At 45.7% G+C, this 24711-nt stretch carries 11 protein-coding genes, 4 tRNA genes and 1 CRISPR repeat array; of the genes, 7 read left to right on the top strand and 8 right to left on the bottom strand.

Translation table 11 applies throughout. The features are described 5' to 3' along the window. The first annotated feature begins 18 nt into the window (after positions 1-18). A complete protein-coding gene (locus tag MSP8886_RS11285; RefSeq protein WP_067016441.1) occupies positions 19-1209 on the top strand; it encodes a hypothetical protein in 1191 nt (396 codons plus the stop codon). After that, entirely contained in the window at positions 1206-2027 is an 822-nt protein-coding gene (locus MSP8886_RS11280; protein WP_067016439.1) for a hypothetical protein, read from the top strand. Before MSP8886_RS11285 ends, MSP8886_RS11280 begins: the two co-directional genes overlap by 4 nt. On the opposite strand, the gene MSP8886_RS22345 is transcribed toward MSP8886_RS11280, so the two are convergent. Next, entirely contained in the window at positions 1969-2172 is a 204-nt protein-coding gene (locus MSP8886_RS22345; protein ID WP_175365300.1) for a hypothetical protein, read from the bottom strand. The two genes, MSP8886_RS11280 and MSP8886_RS22345, sit on opposite strands and share 59 nt — an antisense overlap. 9 nt (positions 2173-2181) lie before the next feature. Then, positions 2182-3229: direct repeats of the CRISPR family, unit length 28 nt; unit sequence TTTCTAAGCCGCCTGTTCGGCGGTGAAG. Between the two features lie 352 nt (positions 3230-3581). Between MSP8886_RS22345 and MSP8886_RS11275 the strand changes: the two genes are divergently transcribed. From MSP8886_RS11275 to argC, 4 genes are all read left to right on the top strand, one after another. Further along, entirely contained in the window at positions 3582-5357 is a 1776-nt protein-coding gene (locus MSP8886_RS11275) for an SLC13 family permease (protein WP_067016437.1), read from the top strand. Positions 5358-5532: 175 nt separating this feature from the next. After that, positions 5533-6726, top strand: a complete 1194-nt coding sequence (fdhA, locus tag MSP8886_RS11270; protein ID WP_067016435.1) for a formaldehyde dehydrogenase, glutathione-independent — start codon at positions 5533-5535, stop codon at positions 6724-6726. Positions 6727-7002: 276 nt separating this feature from the next. Then, positions 7003-8265 carry a hypothetical protein gene (locus MSP8886_RS11265; RefSeq protein ID WP_067016433.1) on the top strand — a complete coding sequence of 421 codons (1263 nt, stop codon included), beginning with the start codon at positions 7003-7005 and terminating at the stop codon, positions 8263-8265. Between the two features lie 135 nt (positions 8266-8400). Beyond that, positions 8401-9336 carry an N-acetyl-gamma-glutamyl-phosphate reductase gene (gene argC, locus MSP8886_RS11260; RefSeq protein WP_067016431.1) on the top strand — a complete coding sequence of 312 codons (936 nt, stop codon included), beginning with the start codon at positions 8401-8403 and terminating at the stop codon, positions 9334-9336. A gap of 139 nt (positions 9337-9475) precedes the next feature. Here argC and MSP8886_RS11255 read toward each other — a convergent pair whose 3' ends face one another. From MSP8886_RS11255 to MSP8886_RS11230, 6 genes are all read right to left on the bottom strand, one after another. Beyond that, the gene (locus MSP8886_RS11255; protein WP_067016429.1) at positions 9476-10090 is read right to left on the bottom strand and encodes a glutathione S-transferase family protein; all 615 of its coding nucleotides are present in this window, start codon (positions 10088-10090) and stop codon (positions 9476-9478) included. A 226-nt stretch (positions 10091-10316) separates the two neighbouring features. Then, positions 10317-11057: a GNAT family N-acetyltransferase gene (locus MSP8886_RS11250; RefSeq protein ID WP_245659085.1), complete on the bottom strand. Its 741-nt coding sequence runs from the start codon at positions 11055-11057 to the stop codon at positions 10317-10319. Positions 11058-11564: 507 nt separating this feature from the next. After that, a tRNA-Met gene (locus MSP8886_RS11245) sits at positions 11565-11641 on the bottom strand. Positions 11642-11722: 81 nt separating this feature from the next. Continuing rightward, positions 11723-11799, bottom strand: a tRNA-Met gene (locus tag MSP8886_RS11240). Between the two features lie 81 nt (positions 11800-11880). Next, positions 11881-11957: transfer RNA gene (locus MSP8886_RS11235), tRNA-Met, on the bottom strand. Positions 11958-12038: 81 nt separating this feature from the next. After that, positions 12039-12115, bottom strand: a tRNA-Met gene (locus MSP8886_RS11230). Between the two features lie 304 nt (positions 12116-12419). Here MSP8886_RS11230 and msrA point away from each other — a divergent pair. Further along, a complete protein-coding gene (gene msrA / locus MSP8886_RS11225; protein ID WP_245659084.1) occupies positions 12420-13082 on the top strand; it encodes a peptide-methionine (S)-S-oxide reductase MsrA in 663 nt (220 codons plus the stop codon). Positions 13083-13197: 115 nt separating this feature from the next. Here msrA and MSP8886_RS11220 read toward each other — a convergent pair whose 3' ends face one another. Next, positions 13198-24693, bottom strand: a complete 11496-nt coding sequence (locus MSP8886_RS11220) for a retention module-containing protein (RefSeq protein ID WP_067016427.1) — start codon at positions 24691-24693, stop codon at positions 13198-13200. Positions 24694-24711: the final 18 nt, after the last annotated feature.

Genomic DNA, 24711 nt, shown 5'->3' with positions numbered 1-24711 from the left:
TTATTAAGGACAGCTCAAATGACATGGAGTAAAATCTCGCACAGCGCCAGCGCCCAAGACACCATCACACTCAACAGCAAGTCAGTAGCCGATTATAATGTCAATTTGCCCAGTGGCTTTCCTTTTCGAAAAGTGCAATTTACCATTCAGGCGCTCGCCATGCTGTCTCAGCTTAATGACTTTGACGCCATGATGGTCGCAAAAGAAATTATCGAAATCAGCCAGCATCCTAATTCCCCCAGCTCCATCAAACACAGCCTTAACCCCTTTCGGCGTATCCGCCGTACCAAATACCCATTTCGTAATTATCATTATTTGATTGAATACCTTATAAAAGGCCAGTTCTTAGTTATCCATGATATTTTGTTCGACGAGCAATTGCATGGTGCAAAAGACAGGCACTCGACAGAGCGGACAATGCTGTATGAAGTCCCTCGCATAAGTTCAGCGAAATACCAAAAAGCCGAGGATGAAGAGGGACTTCGGGATATTCAAAATGCTTGGTCACGTGATCCAAAACCTACAACACAAGTCAATACAGAACATGCCGCTGTCAATGGTATGCAAAATGAACTCACTAAAGCCACTTGGCTAATGGGCACCCATCTTGATACCGCCTATCAAAGCGATACTATTCAAGCCTATACCCTATTCCATAACCCAACGGATGAGTTTGCGCTGGATGCCATAGAGTGCGCTTTTGACCGCAAAAAAGGCAACACCTCCCACAATGCACAACATTTAGCAGCGGTGTTAGCGCAAAATCAACAACAAGGTAAAAAGGTCAAGTGGCTTGTCCATAGCCAAGGAGCAATTATTTTTTGCTCGGCATTACAGCATTTTCGTCGTCAATACAGCGGCCAACTCACCACCCAGCAGGTGGCGATCCATGGCACTGGTGCGGAGCTGGCCTTATTACAAAGTATGGCAAAAGGGGTGGGAATAAAAGTTCACTCGGTACGTAATAACCCCTTTGACCCCGTGCCCAATATTGCTGGCAAAGTCGAACATTCAAGAAGCAGCTTTATTCGCGCTTGGCGCTTTTTGGATAACGTGAAAGGTGGTGATATTGGAGCCAGCCCGCACACACTTCCCTTTCTGGGATTAAAAACCTATGCCAAGCAATTGGAGCTATTAGGCTATAGAGACAAAGCAGCCGAAGTACTAAAATTTATGCGCACTTTGCCGAAAGGAGACCCTCGCTTATGATCAATAAGTTAACAGCCCTCTATCGTGGCTTTCTAGCAGGGCCAGATTTTAATCATTCTCGCAATTATCGTTTTATACTTGAAGATAAACTTCTCACTGCTGAGGTTCCGGAAAGTAATGTGTCTGTCAAATCTAGCGCTGTTGATCTTCATTATCCCTACCACTCAAAAAGCTGGTTTAATGAAAATAGAAAATCCTTCGAGCAGCATGAATATGTTCATATGCTAACAAGAATGTGGGGGTATTTACCTTTAGTCAATCTTATTCCAGATAACGAACTTGGTGTTCTCACTTTTCAGCTTAGAATTAAACGAACAGAAAAAATCGATGTTCTCGACACCCATGCATTAGCTAACCATGTCATTCAAGAATATGATAACTTCTATAATGGCCCAGAGGGACAAAATACAAAAGTCAGACAAGAAATTAAAGAGCGATTTGACCGTAGCCGAAATGCTATTATCGAAGGGAAAGAAAAGGAATTTGAGAACTATGAAGCAGAACAGTTAGGGTATGCACTAGCCAACAGGGGCTACCCCCCCCTTGATCCCGCCAAACAAATAGAGATAAACAATCGAACCTGGGTGTTTTATCATGAATGGCGCTATAACCGCCGCTCATTTCAAGATTATTACTGCCTTCCATTAAGTGAGCATTGTTTTCTAGAAGCAGAATTTGATCACCGTGTAGATCGTTCTGATAAACATAACAAATGGAAAAAGCATGCCCTACAAGCGCAAGAACGCATTATGCAAAGCATCACACTGGAAGATATTCCCGAGGAAGAAGGCCGTTTGATAGAAGGACAAGTAGAGTAATGCCGCCTTCGACGCGCACCACCTCACCACCGTGGGACGCATAGTCAGCAAAGGCGTCGCCGTCGTGCCCGCCCTGTGCCGCCAACAAGCCAACGAACAAGGCGCCATCTGTCGCCCTATCACCACCCCCGATATCCGCTGGCAAGTTGGGGCTTTTCTAAGCCGCGTGCTCGGCGGTGAAGCTCACAATAAGAAATGATTTTACTTTCATGATTTTCTAAGCCGCCTGTTCGGCGGTGAAGGCTTCAATACCAGCAAAGAGCTTTTTGCAGCTTTTCTAAGCCGCCTGTTCGGCGGTGAAGAGTGACCCCATGAAAAACGCGTCTTTTAGTGCTTTCTAAGCCGCCTGTTCGGCGGTGAAGATCACGTCACTGGATGCGGCGCAAGTGCGTCATTTCTAAGCCGCCTGTTCGGCGGTGAAGGTTCTTTTAGTGGTTCCGTTAAAGTTTTATTTTTTCTAAGCCGCCTGTTCGGCGGTGAAGTTGTCATTGATGATTTAATCGTAGCTTTCAAATTTCTAAGCCGCCTGTTCGGCGGTGAAGGAGTGGGAGCCTACACACCCTATTGTCGGGCTTTTCTAAGCCGCCTGTTCGGCGGTGAAGGTTTATCAACTGGTACTGACTTTAATGCCTCATTTCTAAGCCGCCTGTTCGGCGGTGAAGATGAAAGTTAATTTTAAAGATGGGTTACAACATTTCTAAGCCGCCTGTTCGGCGGTGAAGTCTAAGCGTCCCTAACTCCTTACCCTGCTATTTTTCTAAGCCGCCTGTTCGGCGGTGAAGAATATATGCCACAACTAACACAACTATTCAATTTTCTAAGCCGCCTGTTCGGCGGTGAAGCAACATTAACTTGTTTTGTTGCTAGTGTCTCGTTTCTAAGCCGCCTGTTCGGCGGTGAAGTGCATTCTAGATCAATGAGTGTAAGCTACTAATTTCTAAGCCGCCTGTTCGGCGGTGAAGAATCAGACTTGTCCCAATGAATGAATAGTTTATTTCTAAGCCGCCTGTTCGGCGGTGAAGGTCGTATTGACGTATCAACACCTAACGGCATGTTTCTAAGCCGCCTGTTCGGCGGTGAAGTCATTAGAGCATTTAGCTTATGTTAAGAAGCTTTTCTAAGCCGCCTGTTCGGCGGTGAAGTCAATATGGATAGATCCTCTTACAATCCATTTTTTCTAAGCCGCCTGTTCGGCGGTGAAGTATGCCAAAATACCATTAAGTGTTTGATTGTAAAAGAGCTTTATGGTTTTTCGATAAAAATACCCTTTTTTTAATGAGCTTTGCGAAGCCCCTATTTCTCTGGACTTAGCGTTGAGGTTCAAAAAAAGGGTCAAGCGATATAATTAAGGTTAATCCAATTGGGGAAGAGTTAGCCAGTCTTTCTTTGCTGTTTTTGAGTGGGATAATAAATGTTCACACTTTTTTTATATAATTCAAACCTATATTCAATATAAGAATATACAAATCATTTTTTATTTCTTTTAATTCTTAAAACACCCTCTAGAATGCCTTTTATCCGATTCTTTTCTTTGCCATCAAACTAGGAGCTTATATGGGTTGGGACGGTTGGTTTTCGTTAACTCTTACCATTATTGTTTTAAGTACGTTGATCGTCTCACGCATTGGCCCTCACATTGTGATGATGGGAGCGCTGACCTTGCTCAGTTTATTTGGCATTTTATCTCCTAAGGAAGCCGTTGCAGGATTTAGCAATACGGGATTGATTACGGTCGCGGCGATGTTTGTGGTGGCGGCAGGCATTCATTCCTCAGGTGGTGTCGATTTGTTGGTCAATAAGCTCTTAGGCTCACCGAAGTCTGAGCGTTCAGCCTTGCTTCGCATATTTTTCCCTGTTGCTTTTCTGAGTGCTTTTTTAAACAACACCCCAGTGGTTGCCACTATGATTCCAGCCATTCATTCATGGTGTAAAAAGATCAATATACCGGCCTCAAAATTAATGATCCCATTGAGTTATACGGCCATTTTGGGCGGTACGGTAACGTTAATCGGCACCAGTACAAATTTGATTGTTAATGGGCAATATAAAGCCTTAACGGGTCATGCAGGTTTTAGCTTGTTCGATATCACTGCCCTAGGTTTGCCAGTGGCCATTCTTGGCGGGCTATTTATGTTTGTTTTCTTTCCTAAGCTGTTACCTAATAAAAAAGACAATCAAGCGTTTTCAAATGTTAGAGAGTTCACCTTAGAAGTAATGGTGACAGAACATGGTCCCTTAGTGGGTCGATCCGTTGAAGAAGCTGGCCTACGTGATATCAAGCGCATTTATTTGGTCGAGATTGAACGCAACGGTGCCAGTATTTCTGCCGCGTCGTCAGATGAAATCTTATTTGCTAACGATCGTCTTGTATTTGCTGGCGATACAGAGGCGATTTCAGACTTGCTAAAAATTCATGGGTTAAGTGCCCCACAAAATGACGGTCATCTGGATAGACTCAAAGAACCAAAAGCAGGACGACGCCTTGTTGAAGCGGTTGTTTCTCCTCACTGTGATGTCATTGGCAGCAATATTCGCAGCGCTCAGTTTCGTAATCGTTACGGTGCAGCGGTATTGGCCGTAGCCAGAGCGGGCGAACGAGTAAAAGGCAATTTAGGGAACATTACCCTGCGCGCAGGTGATACGCTTTTATTAGAAGCGCGTCCGGCCTTTGTCACTCGTCAACAATATAACAAAGACTTTTTGCTGGTTAACGAGCTTGATCACGATACGCCACGCCATGAAAAGGCCTATTTAGCGTGGGCGATTCTCACATCGGTTGTGGTTGCTGCAGGATTTGGAGCAATATCTATGCTCAATGCCGCTCTGTTAGGGGCGGGGCTAATGCTGTTAACGGGCTGTTTAAGTATTTCTCAAGCAGAAAAAAGCATTGATTTAACGGTAGTCATCACCATTGCTGCCTCGTTTGCTCTTGGTGCTGCATTGCAAAAAACGGGGGTAGCCGAGTTTATTGCGACCAACATAGTAGCGTTAAGTGCTGGCAACGCCGTACTTTTGTTGATCCTCACGTACATCACCATCTCCCTATTAACCGAAATGATCACCAATAATGCCGCTGCACTCCTGATGCTGCCGATCGTATTAGAAATCACCAATAAAGCGGGTTTAAACCAAGAGCCCTTTATCTTCGCCATTATGATGGCTGCGTCGGCCAGTTTCGCTACGCCACTTGGCTATCAAACCAACCTAATGGTGTACGGTCCGGGGAACTATCGCTTTGGGGACTTCCTAAAAGTTGGCCTTCCCATGAATATTTTTGTCGGCATCATTACCCTTACCTTGCTGATCAATTTTTGGCCTTTGCACCAATAGTTAGCCATCTATTTTCCTTAGTTAATACAATTACGGATAAAATAAGAAAGGATAAAAGCGACTTCTAGGAAGTCGCTTTTGGCGTGTTTTTGGGTCGTAAAAAGGACTATCCTAATAATGATTGGTGACAATATGACCAGTCATTCCATACATAAAATAAAAAAGGATGTCGTATATGAACAATCATGCAAATCGCGGTGTCGTCTATCAAGGTAATGGGACAGTCAAAGTCAATGCGATTCCCTTCCCTGAATTGTCTTTAGGAAAACGTCAGTGTCATCATGGGGTTATCCTGAAAGTCGTCACCACTAACATATGCGGTAGCGATCAGCACATGGTTCGTGGTCGAACCACCGCCCCAACAGGATTAGTACTCGGGCATGAAATCACAGGTGAAGTCATCGAGTGTGGACGAGATGTTGAGTTCATCAAAGTGGGTGATTTGGTGTCTGTGCCATTTAACATTGCCTGCGGCCGTTGCCGTAATTGTAAGGAAGGCAAAACAGGTATCTGTTTGAATGTTAACCCTGCTCGACCAGGAGCGGCCTATGGTTATGTCGATATGGGCGGCTGGGTTGGTGGACAAGCCGACTACGTCATGGTGCCTTACGCTGATTTTAACCTACTTAAATTCCCTGATGCGGATCAAGCCCGCGAAAAAATCCAAAGCCTCACCCTATTATCTGATATTTTCCCAACAGGCTACCACGGCTGTGTAACGGCTGGCGTTGGTCCTGGTTCTACCGTCTACATTGCAGGGGCAGGTCCGGTTGGTTTAGCGGCGGCGGCCTCGGCTCATCTTCTGGGAGCAGCCTGTGTCATCGTTGGTGACATGATCGAAGATCGTCTGAATCAAGCCCGTTCATTTGGTTGTGAAACTATTGATCTAAAAGAAGATGGCGATATTCAAGATAAGATTGAAGCCATTCTTGGTGATCGCGAAGTGGATGCGTTCGTGGACTGTGTCGGTTTTGAAGCTCATGCTTGTGGCTGCAACCATCATCAAGAAGCCCCTGCTGTGGTATTGAACTCTGCGATGCAAATGACCCGCGCTGGCGGTCAGATTGGTATTCCAGGGCTATATGTAACAGAAGACCCAGGCGCCCAAGATGATGCAGCAAAACATGGTAGCTTAAGCATGCGCTTTGGGCTTGGATGGGCAAAATCTCATTCTCTACATACGGGTCAATGCCCTGTGATGAAGTATCATAGAGCACTGATGCAAGCCATCTTGTTTGATAAAATTGACATTGCCAAAGCTGTGAACGTGCAAATGATCTCCCTAGACGAAGCACCACAAGGCTATGCTGATTTTGATGGCGGCGCGGCGAAGAAATTCGTCATCGACCCTCATAAAATGGTGAGTTAAGCCCTATACAACCAGAGTTAATCACTCCGTAATGGATCGTAAAAAGAGAAGACTGGTAGAGAGCCGTCTTCTCTTTTTTATTCAATCCAATGACGATGGCTCAATCGAGCCTATAATCCTATCTTCCAGCATAAAATTCCTATTTTGTATTGATATGGCAACTTGCTGACAGCAGCAAGATATCGCATTATGATCGTATCGAATGCGATACACTCGCCCTCTCTTTTTACCGTTCTTACATAACACGATGCCGAGCTTAAGGATACGCTGCATATTATGCCTGCTTTAAACAAATTCACCGGATGGCTGGTGTTAGGGACACTCGTTTTTTATCTTTTATCGGTCGCAGGCTGGGTAAATACCGCGTTGCCAACCTTATGTGCTTGGGGCGCTAATGCGGCAATGTGGAAAACGCTGCCCAAAGGCGCGAAACGTCAGGTGCTGATTTTAATGGGCATCGGCGTGCTTGCTCTGATCTTTGCGGCAACACAAGGCATTTGGATGACATGGCGAGAAGTACTGGCCATCAATTTACCCATGCTTGCCATGTTCGTTGCGGTATCTTTTTTGGATTTAACCAGCTCAAGAGATACCAGCCGCCCTTTGCCAAAAGGACTAAAAGCCATTGTGAATACGGCTTTTGGGGTTCAATTATTGGGGGCGGTGATTAACATGTCGGTCATTATGGTCTTTGCTGATCGTATGAAAGGCATCGGGCGCTTAAGCTCAACACAACAATTTGTCATCACTCGCAGCTTTTCCGCCGCCGCTTGGTGGTCGCCATTTTTTGTCGCAACCGGGGTCGCCTTGACCTATTCCCCTGGGATGAAATGGCAACACACGGTAATCCCCGGCATTTTCATGGGGTTAATGTCTGTGGCTTTTTCTACGATTCAAGCCTATCGACGCACCAAAGGCGATTTTGAAGGCTACCCCATCCGGCGTGAAAGCCTGTTTGTACCCTTGCTTTTGTCCATTGCAGTCATCATCTGCCATTTTACCTGGCAAAACATCAGTATCTTGGTGCTTATTTGTCTGATCGCGCCAATAGCAACCATGTTACTCATGAAAGCTCGACCTAGAAAACAAGCGCTGCTGAGCTTTGTGGATGATAAGTTACCCCGCATTGGCAGCCAATTTGCGCTGTTTCTCGCCGCTGGCCTGTTTTCAAACGGTATCAAGGCGATTATTTTGTGCTACCCACAGGTTTTTGATGTCACTTCCTCTCATTTCAGTGTCTTTATCTTCGCCGTGACCTTAGCCGGAATGATACTGGTCAGTTTTGTCGGGGTTCACCCCATCATCAGCATTGCGGTTGTCAGCCCAATTTTGTTGCCTTTGCATCCTGAGCCGACCCAACTGGGCTTTCTCTTTTTTAGTGCTTGGGCCATCTCCACGGGGAGCAGTGCCTTAACAGGCCTCGGTTTATTGATGACTGGCCGTTATCAGGTGCCCGCTAGCGTTATTGTCAACAATAACTGGCGATACGCCCTATGCATGTGGTTTCTTGCCTCGTTCGTGAACGCGGCCTTTTTATAATGGCGGTTTTTCCAAACAAGCATTGAGGACAAATCTTTTATTAAGTGATAATACGTAGGAAGAAGGGGCGAGCATTGGCAAAAAAATCCACGTATAATCTGGGATAATTGCAGCAACAAACACAGGAACAAGGTTGTGAAAAAAGTATTTATCGATGGCGAAACAGGTACCACAGGCCTTCAAGTTAGAGATCGTTTAATCAAGCATCCGAACATTGAAATCATCAGTATTGATCCTGAGAAAAAGCGCGATGTCGAAGAAAAGCGTCGTTTGATGAAAGAAGCCGATGTCACCGTCTTGTGTTTACCTGACGATGCCGCAAAAGACAGTGTTGCGCTGGCGAAAGAAGAAGGCAGCCGCATTCTCGATGCCAGTTCAGTACATCGAGTGGCTGAGGGTTGGGTGTATGGCTTACCTGAATTGGATGTTACCCAACGCGAAAAAATTCAACAGGCGCAGTTTGTTTCTAACCCAGGCTGTTACCCTACCGGTGCGATTTTACTGCTTAAGCCACTAGTAGAGGCAGGGTTGTTACCCGCTTCGGGGGATTACAGTGTCAACGCAGTATCCGGCTACAGTGGTGGCGGGAATGCCTTGATTGATCGCTATGAAAGCACTCATAACGCTCCGGCATTCGCGGCTTACGGCTTGAACTTTAGCCATAAACACCTTCCTGAAATGCAAGTGTGGGCTGGCTTAGACAAAGCGCCGATTTTTGTGCCCAGTGTTGGGCATTTTCGCCAAGGGATGCTGACCTTTTTGCCGATTCAGTTAAAAGATGGGGTCACCATGGCGCAGTTGCACACCAAGCTGGCGGAGGTATACGCTAAGGATACGTTCGTGACAGTAAACGATCTTAATGTGGTGAAAGACAACTCGGCACCTTTCCTAACCCCCCATGGTTTGGAAAATACCAATCAAATCGAGCTGTCTGTTTTAAGCGCACCAGACAACCAATCTGGCGTTCTCGTTGCGAAGTTAGACAACCTTGGTAAAGGGGCATCTGGTGCGGCGGTGCAAAACCTCAACATCATGTTAGGCTTTGCGGAAGATATAGCGGTTAATCTATAAGCTCCCTAGCCGCGACAGAACCTCATTAAAAGTCATCAAAACAAGCCCCTCTTTGGACGGTTACAAAGAGGCGCATTTTTTTACACGTTGTCTTTTTAAAGTTGATTTGATCCCTGTTGCCTGGCTCCACAAGACAATTTCAGAAAGGGGTTACACTAGGTTCTGCCGCTTGGATCCTGGCGTGTTGGCGCAACCATAATAAATGCTGCTGATAAAATGGCAGCTCCTCCATGCCATGTTGGCGTGCTTTTTTATAAATGCTGGCCACAAAAATATCGGCAATGGAAAAATGCTTTCCTATAGCAAATGGTGAGTCTGCACACAACTGCCCCATTAACTGATTTAGACAAGTAGCGATCCAATGCCCTCTAAGCTCACGTTTAGACTGCTCCGTCAGTTCTGGCCGAAACGCCTTGAGTACTGTTCTATTTTGAGGCGAATGAATACTTGCATTAACGTATTCACACACACTTCGAACCGCCGCTCTTTCCAGAGCAGAGCCCCCTATCAGCTTATCCTTGGGGAAGGTTTCTTCTATGTATTCAATAATGGCCATGGATTCTACAAGCGTATGACCCGAAACCGCTAAACAAGGCACATAGCCAAAAGGATTAATTTCACGGTAGGTGGTATGCAACGCCTCGTTGGTCACTTCGATTCGCGTATAAGGAATACGCTTATAATCCAGAACCCACTCCACTCGTTCGGAACTGTTGGAACCTTGCGCGCTGTATAAGATGAGCTCTTGCAACATAAACACCTCTTGTTTCTATCTAACCCGTTACTAATCTTATAAGGCAATTTTGGCGTAAACCACTGTGTTACTGACTTTGCCATTTGGGCTGGTGCGCCATTGATGGTGCCACTAATTTGAGGCGTTTACTTTCCACTATTGAATCCTTCTCCCTTCGCTCATTATCATTAGGTTTTCATAACCATATGAATCACCTCATAGATAAACAGTAGTAAGCCTAAACTCGCTAGTGGAATTGGCTCCACTCACTACGCAAGATAGCCAACACCACCGTATCCCACCATTGACCTTTGAAAAATCGATGTTCGCGAAAAATAGCCTCCTGCCTCATTCCTAACGATTGACACAAGCGCACTGCGGCGACATTTTCTCGAATCGTTTCAGCATAAAGCCGATGAATACCAAGTTCCGCAAAGCCAAAACTCACTAATGCTTTTGCAGCTTCCCGAGTTAGTCCTTTTCCCTGGTACAGCCTAGAGACTCCACACCCTATCGAAGCTTGATGGTCTGATTCTAAACGTAGGCAAACCGTACCAATAAATTTTCCGCTACTTTTATGCTCAATCGCTAATTGAAAAGCTTTTCGGGGCACCTCATGCGACTGATTAATAAATAATTTAGTTAATTGTCTGTATTTGTCAGGATCGCAATCATCCTCATTATAAAATCGCTGATATTTATCATTCTGAGATATCGCAACAAAAGAGGCCTCATCATCAAACTGCATATCACGAAGTAGCAATCTTGGCGTATCAAGCTTAAACATTTTATACCTATGCCTTTGTTGAACAATAAAGTTTAGATTCCCAACATAACATTCATAATCGTTACCCAGACCATCAATATAAAAACCAACCCTTAATATAAACAGCTTAACCCCAAAATCTACAACACTTTTCCATTGATTCCAGACAATGGTGTATTTTGGGGGGAATACAAAAGACCACTGCCAATTATTTAAACTCAAGCACGAAGGAACCAACGACCTTCGAACAGCTGTGCCGAATAGGTAAAAAGCTGAGCCCGAGAGCCACTGCTCCGCGATAGACTAATTTTTACGATGTGTTTCTGAAAGAATTGTGGCAGCCCTTTTCTAGTAAAAAGAGTACCAACGATCTTACAGTAGATTGGTTGCGGGAGCCGCTGTTTATAGCATAAGAAAGGAACCAACGACCTTCAATGGCTGTGCCGAATGGGTAAAAAGCTGAGCCCGAGAGCCACTGCTCCATCCCGCGTCAGATTTGTGATCTTGTCACAAGCAAATTTGCATTTCATTGAAGTGGTTGCGGGAGCCGCTGTTTATAGCATAAGAAAGGAACCAACGATCTTCAATGGCTGTGCCGAATGGGTAAAAAGCTGAGCCCGACGAGCTACCAGACTGCTCCATCCCGCGACTAACTTTTACGATGTGTTTCTGAAAGGATTGTGGGAGCCCTTTTCTAGTAAAAAGAGTACCAACGATCTTACAGTAGATTGGTTGCGGGAGCCGGATTCGAACCAACGACCTTCGGGTTATGAGCCCGACGAGCTACCAGACTGCTCCATCCCGCGACTAATTTTTACGATGTGTTTCTGAAAGGATTGTGGGAGCCCTTTTCTAGTAAAAAGAGTACCAACGATCTTACAGTAGATTGGTTGCGGGAGCCGGATTCGAACCAACGACCTTCGGGTTATGAGCCCGACGAGCTACCAGACTGCTCCATCCCGCGACTAATTTTTACGATGTGTTTCTGAAAGGATTGTGGGAGCCCTTTTCTAGTAAAAAGAGTACCAACGATCTTACAGTAGATTGGTTGCGGGAGCCGGATTCGAACCAACGACCTTCGGGTTATGAGCCCGACGAGCTACCAGACTGCTCCATCCCGCGACTAATTTTTACGATGTGTTTCTGAAAGGATTGTGGGAGCCCTTTTCTAGTAAAAAGAGTACCAACGATCTTACAGTAGATTGGTTGCGGGAGCCGGATTCGAACCAACGACCTTCGGGTTATGAGCCCGACGAGCTACCAGACTGCTCCATCCCGCGACTAATTCTTTTTTCACAAAGTGATACGTTAAGATAGGTGTTAACTTAAAAGCAACGGTTTATTTTGCTTTCCCCGTCTCAACGAGGTGCGTATTATAGGTAAGTTATAAAAATAGTCAACAGGGAATTATCCATTTTGCCGTTTTTATTTTAAAAAAGAAAAACTTAGCGCGAAATAATGCAAATAAAACGCAATAACGATGTTCGATCATTTATGTATTGTATTTTATGATTACAACACTATTAACATCCTCAACAACCATTCATTATGCTTGAGCCGAGCATGCGCTATTGGAGAAGAATCGTGTCAAATAGTATTGAAAAAATTCTTAAAAAGTCTTCCTTACCCGCGAATAAAGACGCAGCCTTACCGGGCAGGCCGGAACCGCTTTCTATCTCTGGCATCCATGCCGTCAATTCAGAATCCATGACACGTCAACCAAGCACCGATGAAAGTGAAGTTGTACTAGGAATGGGCTGTTTTTGGGGAGCAGAACGCCAGCTCTGGAATACACCTGGTGTTGTAGCCACGTCAGTTGGTTACGCAGGAGGATTCACGCCTAACCCAACCTATGAGGAAGTCTGTTCAGGTCAAACGGGTCATACTGAAGTAGTAAAAGTCTTATTTAATAAAAAAGAAACGTCATTAGAAGCCATTTTGAAAGTCTTTTGGGAAAATCACGATCCAACACAGGGAATGCGTCAAGGCAATGATATTGGTAGTCAATATCGTTCTGCTATCTATGTCATGAGTGATGACGATATTGCCATCGCAGAAGCTAGCAAAGCGGCCTATCAAAAGCAGCTTTTAGAAGCAGGCTACGCGATGATCACCACCGAAATAGAACCTCTCGAGACTTACTATTTCGCGGAGGAATATCATCAGCAGTACTTACACAAAAATCCAAATGGCTATTGTGGACTCGCAGGCACTGGCGTCAGTTGCCCCATTGGCTTAGGCGTATAAACACGGAGTCTATCCACAAAACAGTCCGTTTTGTTCATTACATTGAAGACGTAAAAAAGCCCGAGTTACAAAGTAATTCGGGCTTTTTTCATCCATCTATCGGTAAAGAAAAGACTTAACCGTCTAGGTTGATATTGTACTCGTGATCGTTGTAAACAACTTTGATCGAGTCGGTGCTGTTTACATGACCATCACCGTTAGAGTCAAATGATGTATGATCCGTTGCGCCAGAACTACCACTGCCAAAAGTAGCCACATCGTGACCATTAACCTTGACATGTTTATCAGTAACCGATACATGGGCTGATAAGAAACTTTCAATCGCATCAGTGGATGCATCCTTACCAGGGTCACCTGTCGCACCAGACAATAAATCCGTTATGTCTAACGCATCATCTTTGGCATTAAAGTCGGTAATGGTATTGGTAGCGCCTTTATCTAAAATAAATAAATCATCACCAGATCCACCAGTGAGGACATTATGACCAGATCCACCGTCCAAGACATCATTACCAGCGCCACCAAATAGCATATCATCGCCACTACCACCTAATAAGTAGTCATTACCGTCTCCACCATGTAGTTCATCATTACCATCATCACCGGTAAGCAAATCGTTTCCGCCCAAACCATAGATAGTATCGTCTCCGCCGTTACCATAAATCGTATCGTTTCCACTCCGCCAGTTATTAGGATTATTACCCTGAAGAGAATTACCCCAATCAGAGTCAGAATAAGCATAATAAGGATTACCAGCTGCATTCTCTATAGCTGATGCACCAGACTCAAAAGTGGTACCACTCGATTCAGTAACCGTACTTCCTGTACCATGAACGGTAATATTGATGCTATTGGTGACCGAATCACCGTCCTTATCAACCACGGTATACTCGTAATTCACGTCTTGTGAATGACCTTTACTTAATGATCCCATGAGGCTATCACTGGCTGTATAGGTGTAGTGGCCATCAGCGCTTACACTAAATACGCCCTGATCATTAGTAATGGTACTGACACCATCAACAGTAGAAAGTACATCTCCAGGCTGACTCACGCTAGCGACAACATGATCTACTGGATCATCAGCAGTCGCTTCTGTATGCAATATACCTGTTATCGAGTTTAGTGAATCCGAATTAACTGGCTCTACATGAGCCACAACCGAGTAAGTATTCGTTTGGTTTTCAGGAGTCGTTACAGTCGTCACAACTTGATTATTGCTGTCTAAGAATCCATCTAAAGACACACTATAACGAACACCATTCACCTCAACTGGTATACTAGATGCCGTCAAAGTCAGCGAATCGCCCGTTTGAGACCCTGAGTTCAGTGTATCATCCGCTGTAATCAAAGACGATAAATCCACGTTTACCACCGTTCCATTAATCGTCAAAGCGGCGGTAATGGCTAAGTTCGTTGAGACTAAACTGTCTTTATCTACGCTTGTCTCCTGATTTACGTGAGTCAGTTTAGCAACAACGAATTCATCTCCTGTGTTAACGTTGCTCGATGAAGCAACATTTTCAACACTCAATGCACTTCTACCATAGGTGCTATCAGCTCCCCAAGTTAATTGACTATCGGTTGCACTGGAACTATCTCTCGTCAAATCATTAAATTTGTCATCGGTAAACTGAACAGATGACTCTACCGACGATATAGCACTCGCTAAATTTAGCTCTGCGTGCTGAGCTGACATATGAGCGGACTCACTGTCACCGCCAACACTTTCTGATGAGGTTGCTGTCGCTGTAATAGCATATGCATCTGAACCATTCGGTACGGAAATAGTTAACCCTAGATCCTTTAGATCCTTACCCGTAGGATTATCAATATACCAGTTACCATTTTCTAGTTTACTAACACCATCTCCATGTATGACCGCTCCTGTTGGTACTCCAGAAAGAGTAATGCCACTTAACGTCTCACTACCATCGGTATCAGTCAGCGCTGCTGATAGATTAAGATTATGGGTTTCGCTGCCTTCAGATTGTGTCGTCGTCAGTAAATTTTTATAGGATGTTCCGTCGCCAAAGACAACACCAACAATATTATTCACAACAACAGTCGATCCACTTGTGTCAGTAACACTCAAGCTGATCAATCCATTATTATTGGTATAATTACTGTATGTATAATCGCTTTGTGATCCTGTCAGATACAGATAATCATGACCCCCACCATCAATCCCTTTCAAAGTTTGTCCATTATTCACAATACTTGAAAATAGCCCCTTAACCACGATGACATCAGCATGGGCAGAATTATTATCGTTAATATTGCCTGAAGAATTGTAGGTACCATCGTTCGCACTAATGACAATACCGCCGCCACTGAGAGAAACATTTTCACCTTGAATCGTAAAGACAGGTGTTGTGCCATTTTTAACAACAACCTCAGAATCACTGCTATCCACTAGTCCGCCAATCGAAATAGCTAGATCCGGCATATCAGCAACCGGCTTAATATCAACCGTTAATGTAGCTTCATCTCCCACTAGCCCGTGGCTATCGACAGGTTTAAAGCTAATATGAGCGTAATCAGCTTGCTGATTGCCTACCCCTGTACCGCCGTAACCATCTACACCCGACTCATTTGTACCGGGAACAAAACGAACATGCCCCCCATCAAATTGTGCCTTAGTCAACTCACTTCCAACTGCTACTACCAACCAACGTCCAGTATTGTCTTGAACCTGCAGTTCACCACCACCGGAAATTTGAGTTACTTTGATACCTAACAACGAGTCACTATTCGAATCACTAATGTGAAGCTCATTCCAGCTAAGTGATAAAACAGTATCCTCAACGCCCTCTACGGAAATAGGAGTATGATCGACCGTTACATTGATCTCTTTTGTCGCACTCGCCGTATCGTGATTACTTGCTTCAGTCGATGTCGCTGTAAATGCTAAAGAGAAGCTACCAGAATAATCACCCGGAGCCTTGATAGACATATTATTAAAATCTGTCGTCGTACCAAGATCAATCACTTGATTTTCCGATTCGAAGGTGTAGGAAACAGGGTGGCCTTGCGAATCAGTAATAGTTAACGTCGTACCAACTGGTGCTCCCGTCACGGTTGTACCCAAGGTTTCCGAACCATCTGTATCAGGGGTAGCAACGGTAAATCCATCTATTGGTATAGAAGTGTCTTCTGCACCTTCGTTATTTGGATAAGCGACTAAGACATCACCATATTGAGCAGAATATTCAAGGTGTAATCTCTCTCCTGAAGCCTCAATTGAAGATTCATTTTTAAATAGCTGATAGTATTCTGTACTCAAATCATGAGTAACACCTCCATCAACACTAATACCAACAGAATAACTACCGCCCCCATATTGATTTTGATGGGCAAACTCAACAGAGTAAAAACCAGATGTCTCAACTGTGAAACCGCCCCCTTCAATTGCTCCTTGGTTCACTCCCCAGTTTGCATGGGCAACGATGCTATCACCAACTTTTACATATAAACTATCATCACCTGAACCAGTAAATTGATAGGTTTTACCAGCTTCAAGATAAATATAACCCGAAACAACCGTTAGCGTTCCAGGTGCAATAGTTGTATCTGCCTTAAGATCAGTTGTGCTCGTAGTTTCACTAACTACTGCGGAGCTATAGACCCCATCAACAACGTTTTGAACAATTGTTTGCAAGGTATCAGCCGATACTCCATTCCCACCGGTTTCGCCATCAGTTCGAGTACCGGGAGTCAAATCAGGGTTGTTGGATACTCCGATCCATTGTTGTAAAACCAGTCCATCACCAACAGTATGGTTCGATTCATGATCTGTAAACACAGGTGTATCGGCAACGCCCGACACTGTAATATTAAGGTCCGATGTTTCACCATTAGCGGTAATGTAAGAAATAGTAGGAACATCACCAGACCAATTGGTATTTGGCACAAAGCTATAAGAACCATCAGCATTAACCGTTAGAGTCCCATCATCAAGAGTAACACTTTTACCAGTTTGCAGAGCCCCGCTAACCCCTTCTACACTATAAGTCGAGATAGAATCACCAGAATCTAAAGTCACGCTTCCGGTAACAGGTTTGTCTTCCAGACCCATTACAGCATGAGCTGTAAACGAATTACCCGCTGAATCCTTACCAGCAACACTCACCTCAGGATTATGATCTGCTTTCAAATCAACTGCGGCAACCGCAATACTGTAAGTGGATCCGTCTTCTGACACAGCACCAATGTAAGTGTGTCCATTTACAGTCAGAGTAATCACATCTTTTTCTTTAGCATCACCACTTACTGTACCAGTAACGTCTATCATTGAATTCGCTTGAGCAGCCAGATCAATCTTATTCTCAGAGACTTGATTAACCGTTATTGTAGCGCTTGCGGTGGTATCCACCTCAGCGCTGACAAAACCATGATCACTGGTATAACCATATTGGTCTTTTAACACTGCATCAAATGTGATTTCCTTACCATCGCCTGGACTTGCAAAGGTCGCTGTGACGAACCCAGCTATTAATGCAGAGGCCGTTATGGTAATGCTTTGTGACATCTGACCATCAGCGGTCACCGTGATGATGTTGCCCACCACCGCGCCCGCTGGTAAATTCACCTTGACGTCGATGTTACCACTGTGGCTACTCAGTTCAGATTTGTTAATTACCCCGTCATTGTTCGAATCATCAACTATATCAACCGTTGGTGCTGCACTCGACACGCCAGCTAACTCCAATTTAACCGTCGTTGCTGAACTGTCTCCATCATTATCAACAGCGGCTATCTTAAACTGGATATCATTCGGAACAGCCTGATACTGCAATAGATCCCAAGTACCGGTATTTTCACTTAACTTAATTTCAAATACTTTATGACCATCTCCGTCTTTTGCGACAAGCGTGTGGTTATCATCGCTAAGCGTGACTTGATAGCCAAAATTGTCGACTAATCCCGTCAACGTATACCCTTTTATGCCATCTGCTGAGTGCGCTTCTGCTTGCCCAGTTGCACTAGCGATAGGCTGATCTGAGTCGGCACCAATAAAGGAAATAGACTGAATAGCAAAATCACTATTTGATGCATTATCAGAGTTTGTACCATTATCAACGGCGACGAAACGCACCTCATCAAAGCCGCCTGGAATGGATTCTAAATTTGTGGTTAAGTGCCCACCGGAAGAATCGGCAGTAAAGTTACTGGTAGAGCCAACTTCTACGCCATCGCGATAAAAGATTGCTTTCGCGATTTCATTAGCCGCATCACCTTGAACGCCATCAATATAAAGAGAGCTGAGCTGAGCATTAATACCAAATGCTAAATGACCAGGCTCAAGTTTAAAGATAATCTCCTCAGAACGACCATCGCGAACGGAGATTTCCCCTGGTAACTCCTGAATATCTGAAGGTGCATCAGGGCTGTAAACAGATAAACCACGATATGCTGTTTCGAATACATCTGCTTTCTCTAATCCTCCTTGACTATTAAAACCGATCGCTTCGATAGTAAATCCATGATCCTGATATTGTGAACTATCCACAATATGCCCAGAACTTGTCGAGTCAGAAGGGCTCCACAATGCATCTGGTGTGGCAAAGGTGTAAGTTCCTGTGACAACCTGTGTAATACCTTGAGTTGAAACATGGTAACCATCTGACGAATTCTGCGAAATATGAACCGTACCATCTACGATGTCGATATTCACATTACTCGCACTTTCGTTACCTGCACTGTCCTTCACATCCACCTTAAATGCGACATTAGCATTATTTGTAGGATCACCATTCGATGCTCTGTCATCAAGTGGCTCTAACAATGTGGTTTGATAAGACCAATTACCATCACTGCCTTGCGTCAAGCCAACAGTCAGAACCGGGCTATAATCACTGCCACCTTTTGTTCCAGTATAGCCAGTTAGGGTTTGAGTAGTATCATCCCAAGACCATTGGATTGTCTTACCTCCAGACGTTAAGTTCTGAGTCGACAGGCTAACATCGAAACTTAACGACACAGCCAAACTACTATCATTATCTGTAACACTGAAAGAGCCTGTGCCCGTTACAGCACCGTTACCATCGCCTCCAGGTAGCCCCTCCTCAGACACAGAAACTTTTCCATCGTTGTCCAACGTCAAAGTCGGTGGCGTGGAGTCAACGGTGTAACCACCGTCGCTGCTGGCACTGGTCGCGGTAAAGGGGTTGCCCGCCGCATCGGTGCCACTCACGCTCGCCACTATCGTGTGGTTCCCAGCGGCCGCCAAGTCGCTGCCTTTGACATCAATGCTGTAGGTACCGTCGGCTTTGACGATACCAGTGTAATCGGTGGCCTTGCCGTTCACGGTTAAGGTGACGGTATCCCCCTCTGTTGCATCGCCGCCCACGGCGCCGGTGATGGTCACGCTACTCGCCGCTTCTGTCGCGTTGACGATGTCGTCATCCGCAATGGTATCGATCGTAATCGTGGCACTGGCACTCGTGTCTAAGGTGACATCAAGCGCCGTGGAGCTCGCGCTATTGCCTGCCTTATCCGTCACTTTGACCGATAAGTCATTGCTGCCTTCAGACAACTGACCCACACTGGCGGTGTAGCTCCAGCTGCCATCGGCGGCTTGGGTCGCATTGCCTAATAAGGTGGTGCCATTAAAGACTTGCACCGTGCTCACGTCACTGTCGATGTTGCCCAAGCTAAAGGTCGGGGTGGTGTCGTTGGTCAGGTTGTCCGTCGACGAGTCACCACTGTCGCTGCTGGCGTTCAGGTCGATCGTGGGTTGGCTGATCGTGGTGTCGACGGTGTAACCACCGTCGCTGCTGGCACTGGTCGCGGTAAAGGGGTTGCCCGCCGCATCGGTGCCACTCACGCTCGCCACTATCGTGTGGTTCCCAGCGGCCGCCAAGTCGCTGCCTTTGACATCAATGCTGTAGGTACCGTCGGCTTTGACGATACCAGTGTAATCGGTGGCCTTGCCGTTCACGGTTAAGGTGACGGTATCCCCCTCTGTTGCATCGCCGCCCACGGCGCCGGTGATGGTCACGCTACTCGCCGCTTCTGTCGCGTTGACGATGTCGTCATCCGCAATGGTATCGATCGTAATCGTGGCACTGGCACTCGTGTCTAAGGTGACATCAAGCGCCGTGGAGCTCGCGCTATTGCCTGCCTTATCCGTCACTTTGACCGATAAGTCATTGCTGCCTTCAGACAACTGACCCACACTGGCGGTGTAGCTCCAGCTGCCATCGGCGGCTTGGGTCGCATTGCCTAATAAGGTGGTGCCATTAAAGACTTGCACCGTGCTCACGTCACTGTCGATGTTGCCCAAGCTAAAGGTCGGGGTGGTGTCATTCGTTAAGTTATCTGTATCTGATACGCCCGAATCACTTGCATCGTTAAGATCAAGGGTTGGTGTGCTGATATGAGTATCAATAACCGCACTATCTGTCGCGTTTGCAGACTTATTGCCAAAGATATCAGTCAACGTCGCAGTAACCGTAATCGTTTTGCCTTCTCCAGGACTCGCGAACGAGCTAGTCACGAAACCTGCGCTAATTTCTGCCGCGTGTAATGTGATATCATCAGTTGTTGTACCATCAGTAACAACTATTGTCTGGCCTTCAAGAACGCCCTTAGGCAAACCTATTTTTACATCAATATCACCTGATAACTCACTCTGATCAATAAAGCCATCGTTATTCTTATCTTCAGTAATCGTTACCGTTGGCGTTGGAAGATCATTATCGATAATAGTGGTGGTTGCTGAATCTTCATTAGAAGAAACACCTGATACCCCTTCCACTTTTACGCCGAATGTCTCATAGCCTTCAACAATAGAATCATCAATCGTCGGAACATTGAGTATTACTTTAGTGACTCCAGCTGGAACATCGATAATGCCATCTGAGCTAATAGCTAAAGTGTGCACAACCTTATTTTCATCAATATAACTGGCTGTCATCACTCCAATATCAGCAGAGGTAGCCGTATCAAATACCGTTGAGACCTTAATTTTCACATCATCAGAAGAAGGCTGACTCAAAGAGACAGTGAAAACTGCATTATCGCCCTCAATCGCAAAACCATTATCGTCAATAGAAGCGTAAACGGTTGAATGATCTTGATAACGCCCATCCGAAGTGTCCGATTTTGCTTCAAAACCATTACCCGCGGCATCTGTTCCAGTAACAATGGCCTGCACATTATTACTACCCACCAAGTCTTTACCATCAACAGTAATACTGTAGATCAGCTCTCCAGTACTTGACTTTATAACAGTCCCAGTTCCGATCTCAGTAATAGCATTCGCTTTAAGCGTTACTTGATCTCCCACTGCCGCATCGCCACCGACTGTGCCAGTTATAGTAATAGGCCCTCCAGCTTCAGCGGCTGTAAGCACATCATCACCCGCAATGGTATCGATCGTAATCGTTGCACTTGCACTCGTGTCTAAGGTGACATCAAGCGCATCGGAGGTCGCGCTATTGCCTGCCTTATCCGTCACTTTGACCGATAAGTCATTGCTGCCCTCGGACAACTGACCCGCGCTCGCCGTATAGGTCCAGACCCCGCCAACCAAGCTGGCATTGCCTAATAGGGTCGTGCCATTAAAGACTTGCACCGTGCTCGCGTCACTGTCGATATTGCCCAACGTAAACGTCGGGGTCGTGTCATTGGTCAGGTTGTCGCTGTCGCTGTCGCCACTGTCACTGCCCGCGTTCAGGTCGATCGTTGGTTTGCTGATCGTGGTGTCGACCGTGTAGCCACCGTCGCTGCTGGCACTGGTCGCGGTAAAGGCGTTGCCCGCCGCATCGCTGCCTTTGACGCTCGCCACTATCGTGTGGTTCGCATCCGCCACCAAGTCGCTGCCTTTGACATCAATGCTGTAAGTGCCGTCCGCTTTCACGGTGCCGGTGTAATCGGTTGAGTTGCCGTTCACCGTCAAGGTGACGGTATCCCCCTCTTTCGCATCGCCGCCCACCGCGCCCGTGATGGTCACTGTGCCCGCCGCTTCCGCCGCGTTGACGATGTCGTCGCCCGCAATCGTATCAATCGTAATCGTTGCACTTGCACTCGTGTCTAAGGTGACATCAAGCGCATCGGAGGTCGCGCTATTGCCTGCCTTATCCGTCACTTTGACCGATAAGTCATTGCTGCCCTCGGACAACTGACCCGCGCTCGCCGTATAGGTCCAGACCCCGCCAACCAAGCTGGCATTGCCTAATAGGGTCGTGCCATTAAAGACTTGCACCGTGCTCGCGTCACTGTCGATATTGCCCAACGTAAACGTCGGGGTCGTGTCATTGGTCAGGTTGTCGCTGTCGCTGTCGCCACTGTCACTGCTGGCGTTCAGGTCGATGGTAGGCGCTAAAACATCATTATCAATGATGGTTGCGACCCCAGATTGACCTCCTACGTTTAACGTAAAGGTCTCATTTGTTTCATGGACTGTATCATCAATTGTTTGAACTGTTGCGGTAAACGTAGTCACCCCCGCAGGAACAGTGAGACTCTTGCCATCAGTACTCAAGCTGACGCCATTGCTAAATGCAACACTGTTACTGTAGTCCGTTCCTTTTGTGGCACTATCACCACTGCCACCTAAGCTAAATGAGTATGTTTGAGCTGTGCTACTCGCATTGCTTAAGCTTACGGTGAACGTAGCTGTATCACCTTCTTCAACCGCACCGCCATTAGCATTAACAGCAGAACTGATACTACTAATCTTAGGTTCACCGTCATTATCCATAATAGTGGTGGTAGCGGTGTCATTTGCTGTCACACCTGTTACACCGTCAACGTGCACACTGAATTTTTCATTTCCTTCCGAAATTGAGTCATCAATGGTTGGAACAGTTAAGGCAACATTTGTCACACCTGCTGGAATGGTTAACGTACCATCTGCATTGATAACAAGTGACTGAGTTTGCCCCTTACCATCAACATAGCTCGCTGTCATCGTGCCAATATCATTGGCACCGGCAGTAATAAAATTCGTCGTCAACTTAACAGTAACATCGTCTGAAGCGACTTGATTTAGAGAAAGAGTAAAAACAGCATTATCGCCTTCTGGCGTAAAACCCTTGCCATCATCCAAGCTGGCAATAACCTGACTTTTATCTTGGTAAATACCATCGCTTGGTGACGATGTCACATTAAATGTATTTCCTGCGGCATCGCTACCTGACACACTGGCTTGTACACGACTATTACCCACTAAGTCTTTGCCATCAACATTGATACTATAGATCAAGCTGCCATTAGCCGCTGCGGAGACGAGACCTGAATATTGTGAATTGTTACCATTGATGGATAAAGTAACGGTATCACCTACCGCCGCATCGCCAGACACAGTACCACTAATTACGACAGTACCAGCTGCTTCTACAGCATCTAGCACATCATCACCAGCAATCGGATTAACCGTTATACTAGCACTCGCTACCGTATCTAACGTCACAGTAAGCGGATTTGATGTGGCTGTATTTCCTCCCGTTTCGGTTACTTTTACAGTAAGAGAGTTGGCCCCTTCTGTTAACTGACCGTTACTCGCAGTAAAGGTCCAGTTGCCATTAGCGTCTTGAGTAGCATTTCCAAGTTTGGTTGTCCCTTTGAATACTTCAACGGTTGATGCATCACTATCCACATTGGTTAAGTTAAAGGTAGAGGTAGTATCGTTCGTTAAATCGTCTGTGGAAGAATTACCCGTATCACTGGATGGCGCCAATGTTATAACTGGCCTAGAAACATCATTGTCAATGATTGTGCCTGTCCCACTGATACCACCAATCGCCAACGTGAAAGTTTCATTCGACTCATTAGCAGTATCGTTAACAGTAGGGACATTAGCGGTAAAATTCGTTACCCCTGCGGGCACGGTAATCGTGCCGTTATTATTGTTCACTACACCATTTGTAAATGTAATGCCAGAGGCACTTAAATCAGCCGAACTCGTTGTTATATTGGATAGGGTTAAGGTAAATGTTTGTACTGTGGCAGTGGCAGCTGAAAGTGTTACCCCAAAGGACACATTTTGCCCTTCTGTCGCACTTGAATCAGCAACCCGTGCAACATTAACAACAGTAGAGCTTGCATCTCCTGTCGTCGTGCCCGCCACACTAATAACGGAGGCCGCGCGGTCCCTTGACGGTGTCGATGTTGTGTCATTACCACCTGTACTCGAAGTAAAGCTGTTATTTGTATCGTAGCCGTAGGTTGGCGTAGCAGTCTCATTAAGACGTTCTACTGTGACAATATCAGCACTTTGTTCGCTAACAATAACTTCGTTACCTGCCGCTGGTGCGTCTTGAATTAGCGTTGGATCTTGCCCCGCTAAGATAGCTTGTTGAAGCGAGTTAGCATCTGTTGATGAGTCTTGAGCTAAGGTAGAGGTATCACCCGGTGTATACACTTCATCGTTCATTTCGACGATGGATTCACCGCCTATAACCACTTGAGTTCCATCGACAAAACTAATGGTAGCGCTATCACTTGATCCGGTAATAACCGTCTCACCGTAATAAATAGGGTCACCGACGTGCACTACGCGCTCTTTTCCATCTAACGATCGAACAATGACAGTTCCACTGACTTGAGAGAAAAAGCCAATTGGGCTACCCAGTGTTGCAAACGAAGTCTGATTGTCGCTCATTATGTGGTTTCCTAAATA

This window comes from Marinomonas spartinae, from assembly GCF_900089775.1.
In the GTDB taxonomy this organism is placed as follows: Bacteria; Pseudomonadota; Gammaproteobacteria; order Pseudomonadales; family Marinomonadaceae; genus Marinomonas; species Marinomonas spartinae.
This window is presented reverse-complemented; position numbering and strand designations above follow the sequence as displayed.

Bases quoted from the DNA above. Each gene is read 5' to 3' on its own strand.
- MSP8886_RS11265 (WP_067016433.1), top strand. From the start codon at position 7,003: ATGCCTGCTTTAAACAAATTCACCGGATGGCTGGTGTTAGGGACACTC.
- MSP8886_RS11220 (WP_067016427.1), bottom strand. From the start codon at position 24,693: ATGAGCGACAATCAGACTTCGTTTGCAACACTGGGTAGCCCAATTGGC.
- MSP8886_RS11285 (WP_067016441.1), top strand. From the start codon at position 19: ATGACATGGAGTAAAATCTCGCACAGCGCCAGCGCCCAAGACACCATC.
- MSP8886_RS11275 (WP_067016437.1), top strand. From the start codon at position 3,582: ATGGGTTGGGACGGTTGGTTTTCGTTAACTCTTACCATTATTGTTTTA.
- MSP8886_RS11280 (WP_067016439.1), top strand. From the start codon at position 1,206: ATGATCAATAAGTTAACAGCCCTCTATCGTGGCTTTCTAGCAGGGCCA.
- fdhA (WP_067016435.1), top strand. From the start codon at position 5,533: ATGAACAATCATGCAAATCGCGGTGTCGTCTATCAAGGTAATGGGACA.
- MSP8886_RS11255 (WP_067016429.1), bottom strand. From the start codon at position 10,090: ATGTTGCAAGAGCTCATCTTATACAGCGCGCAAGGTTCCAACAGTTCC.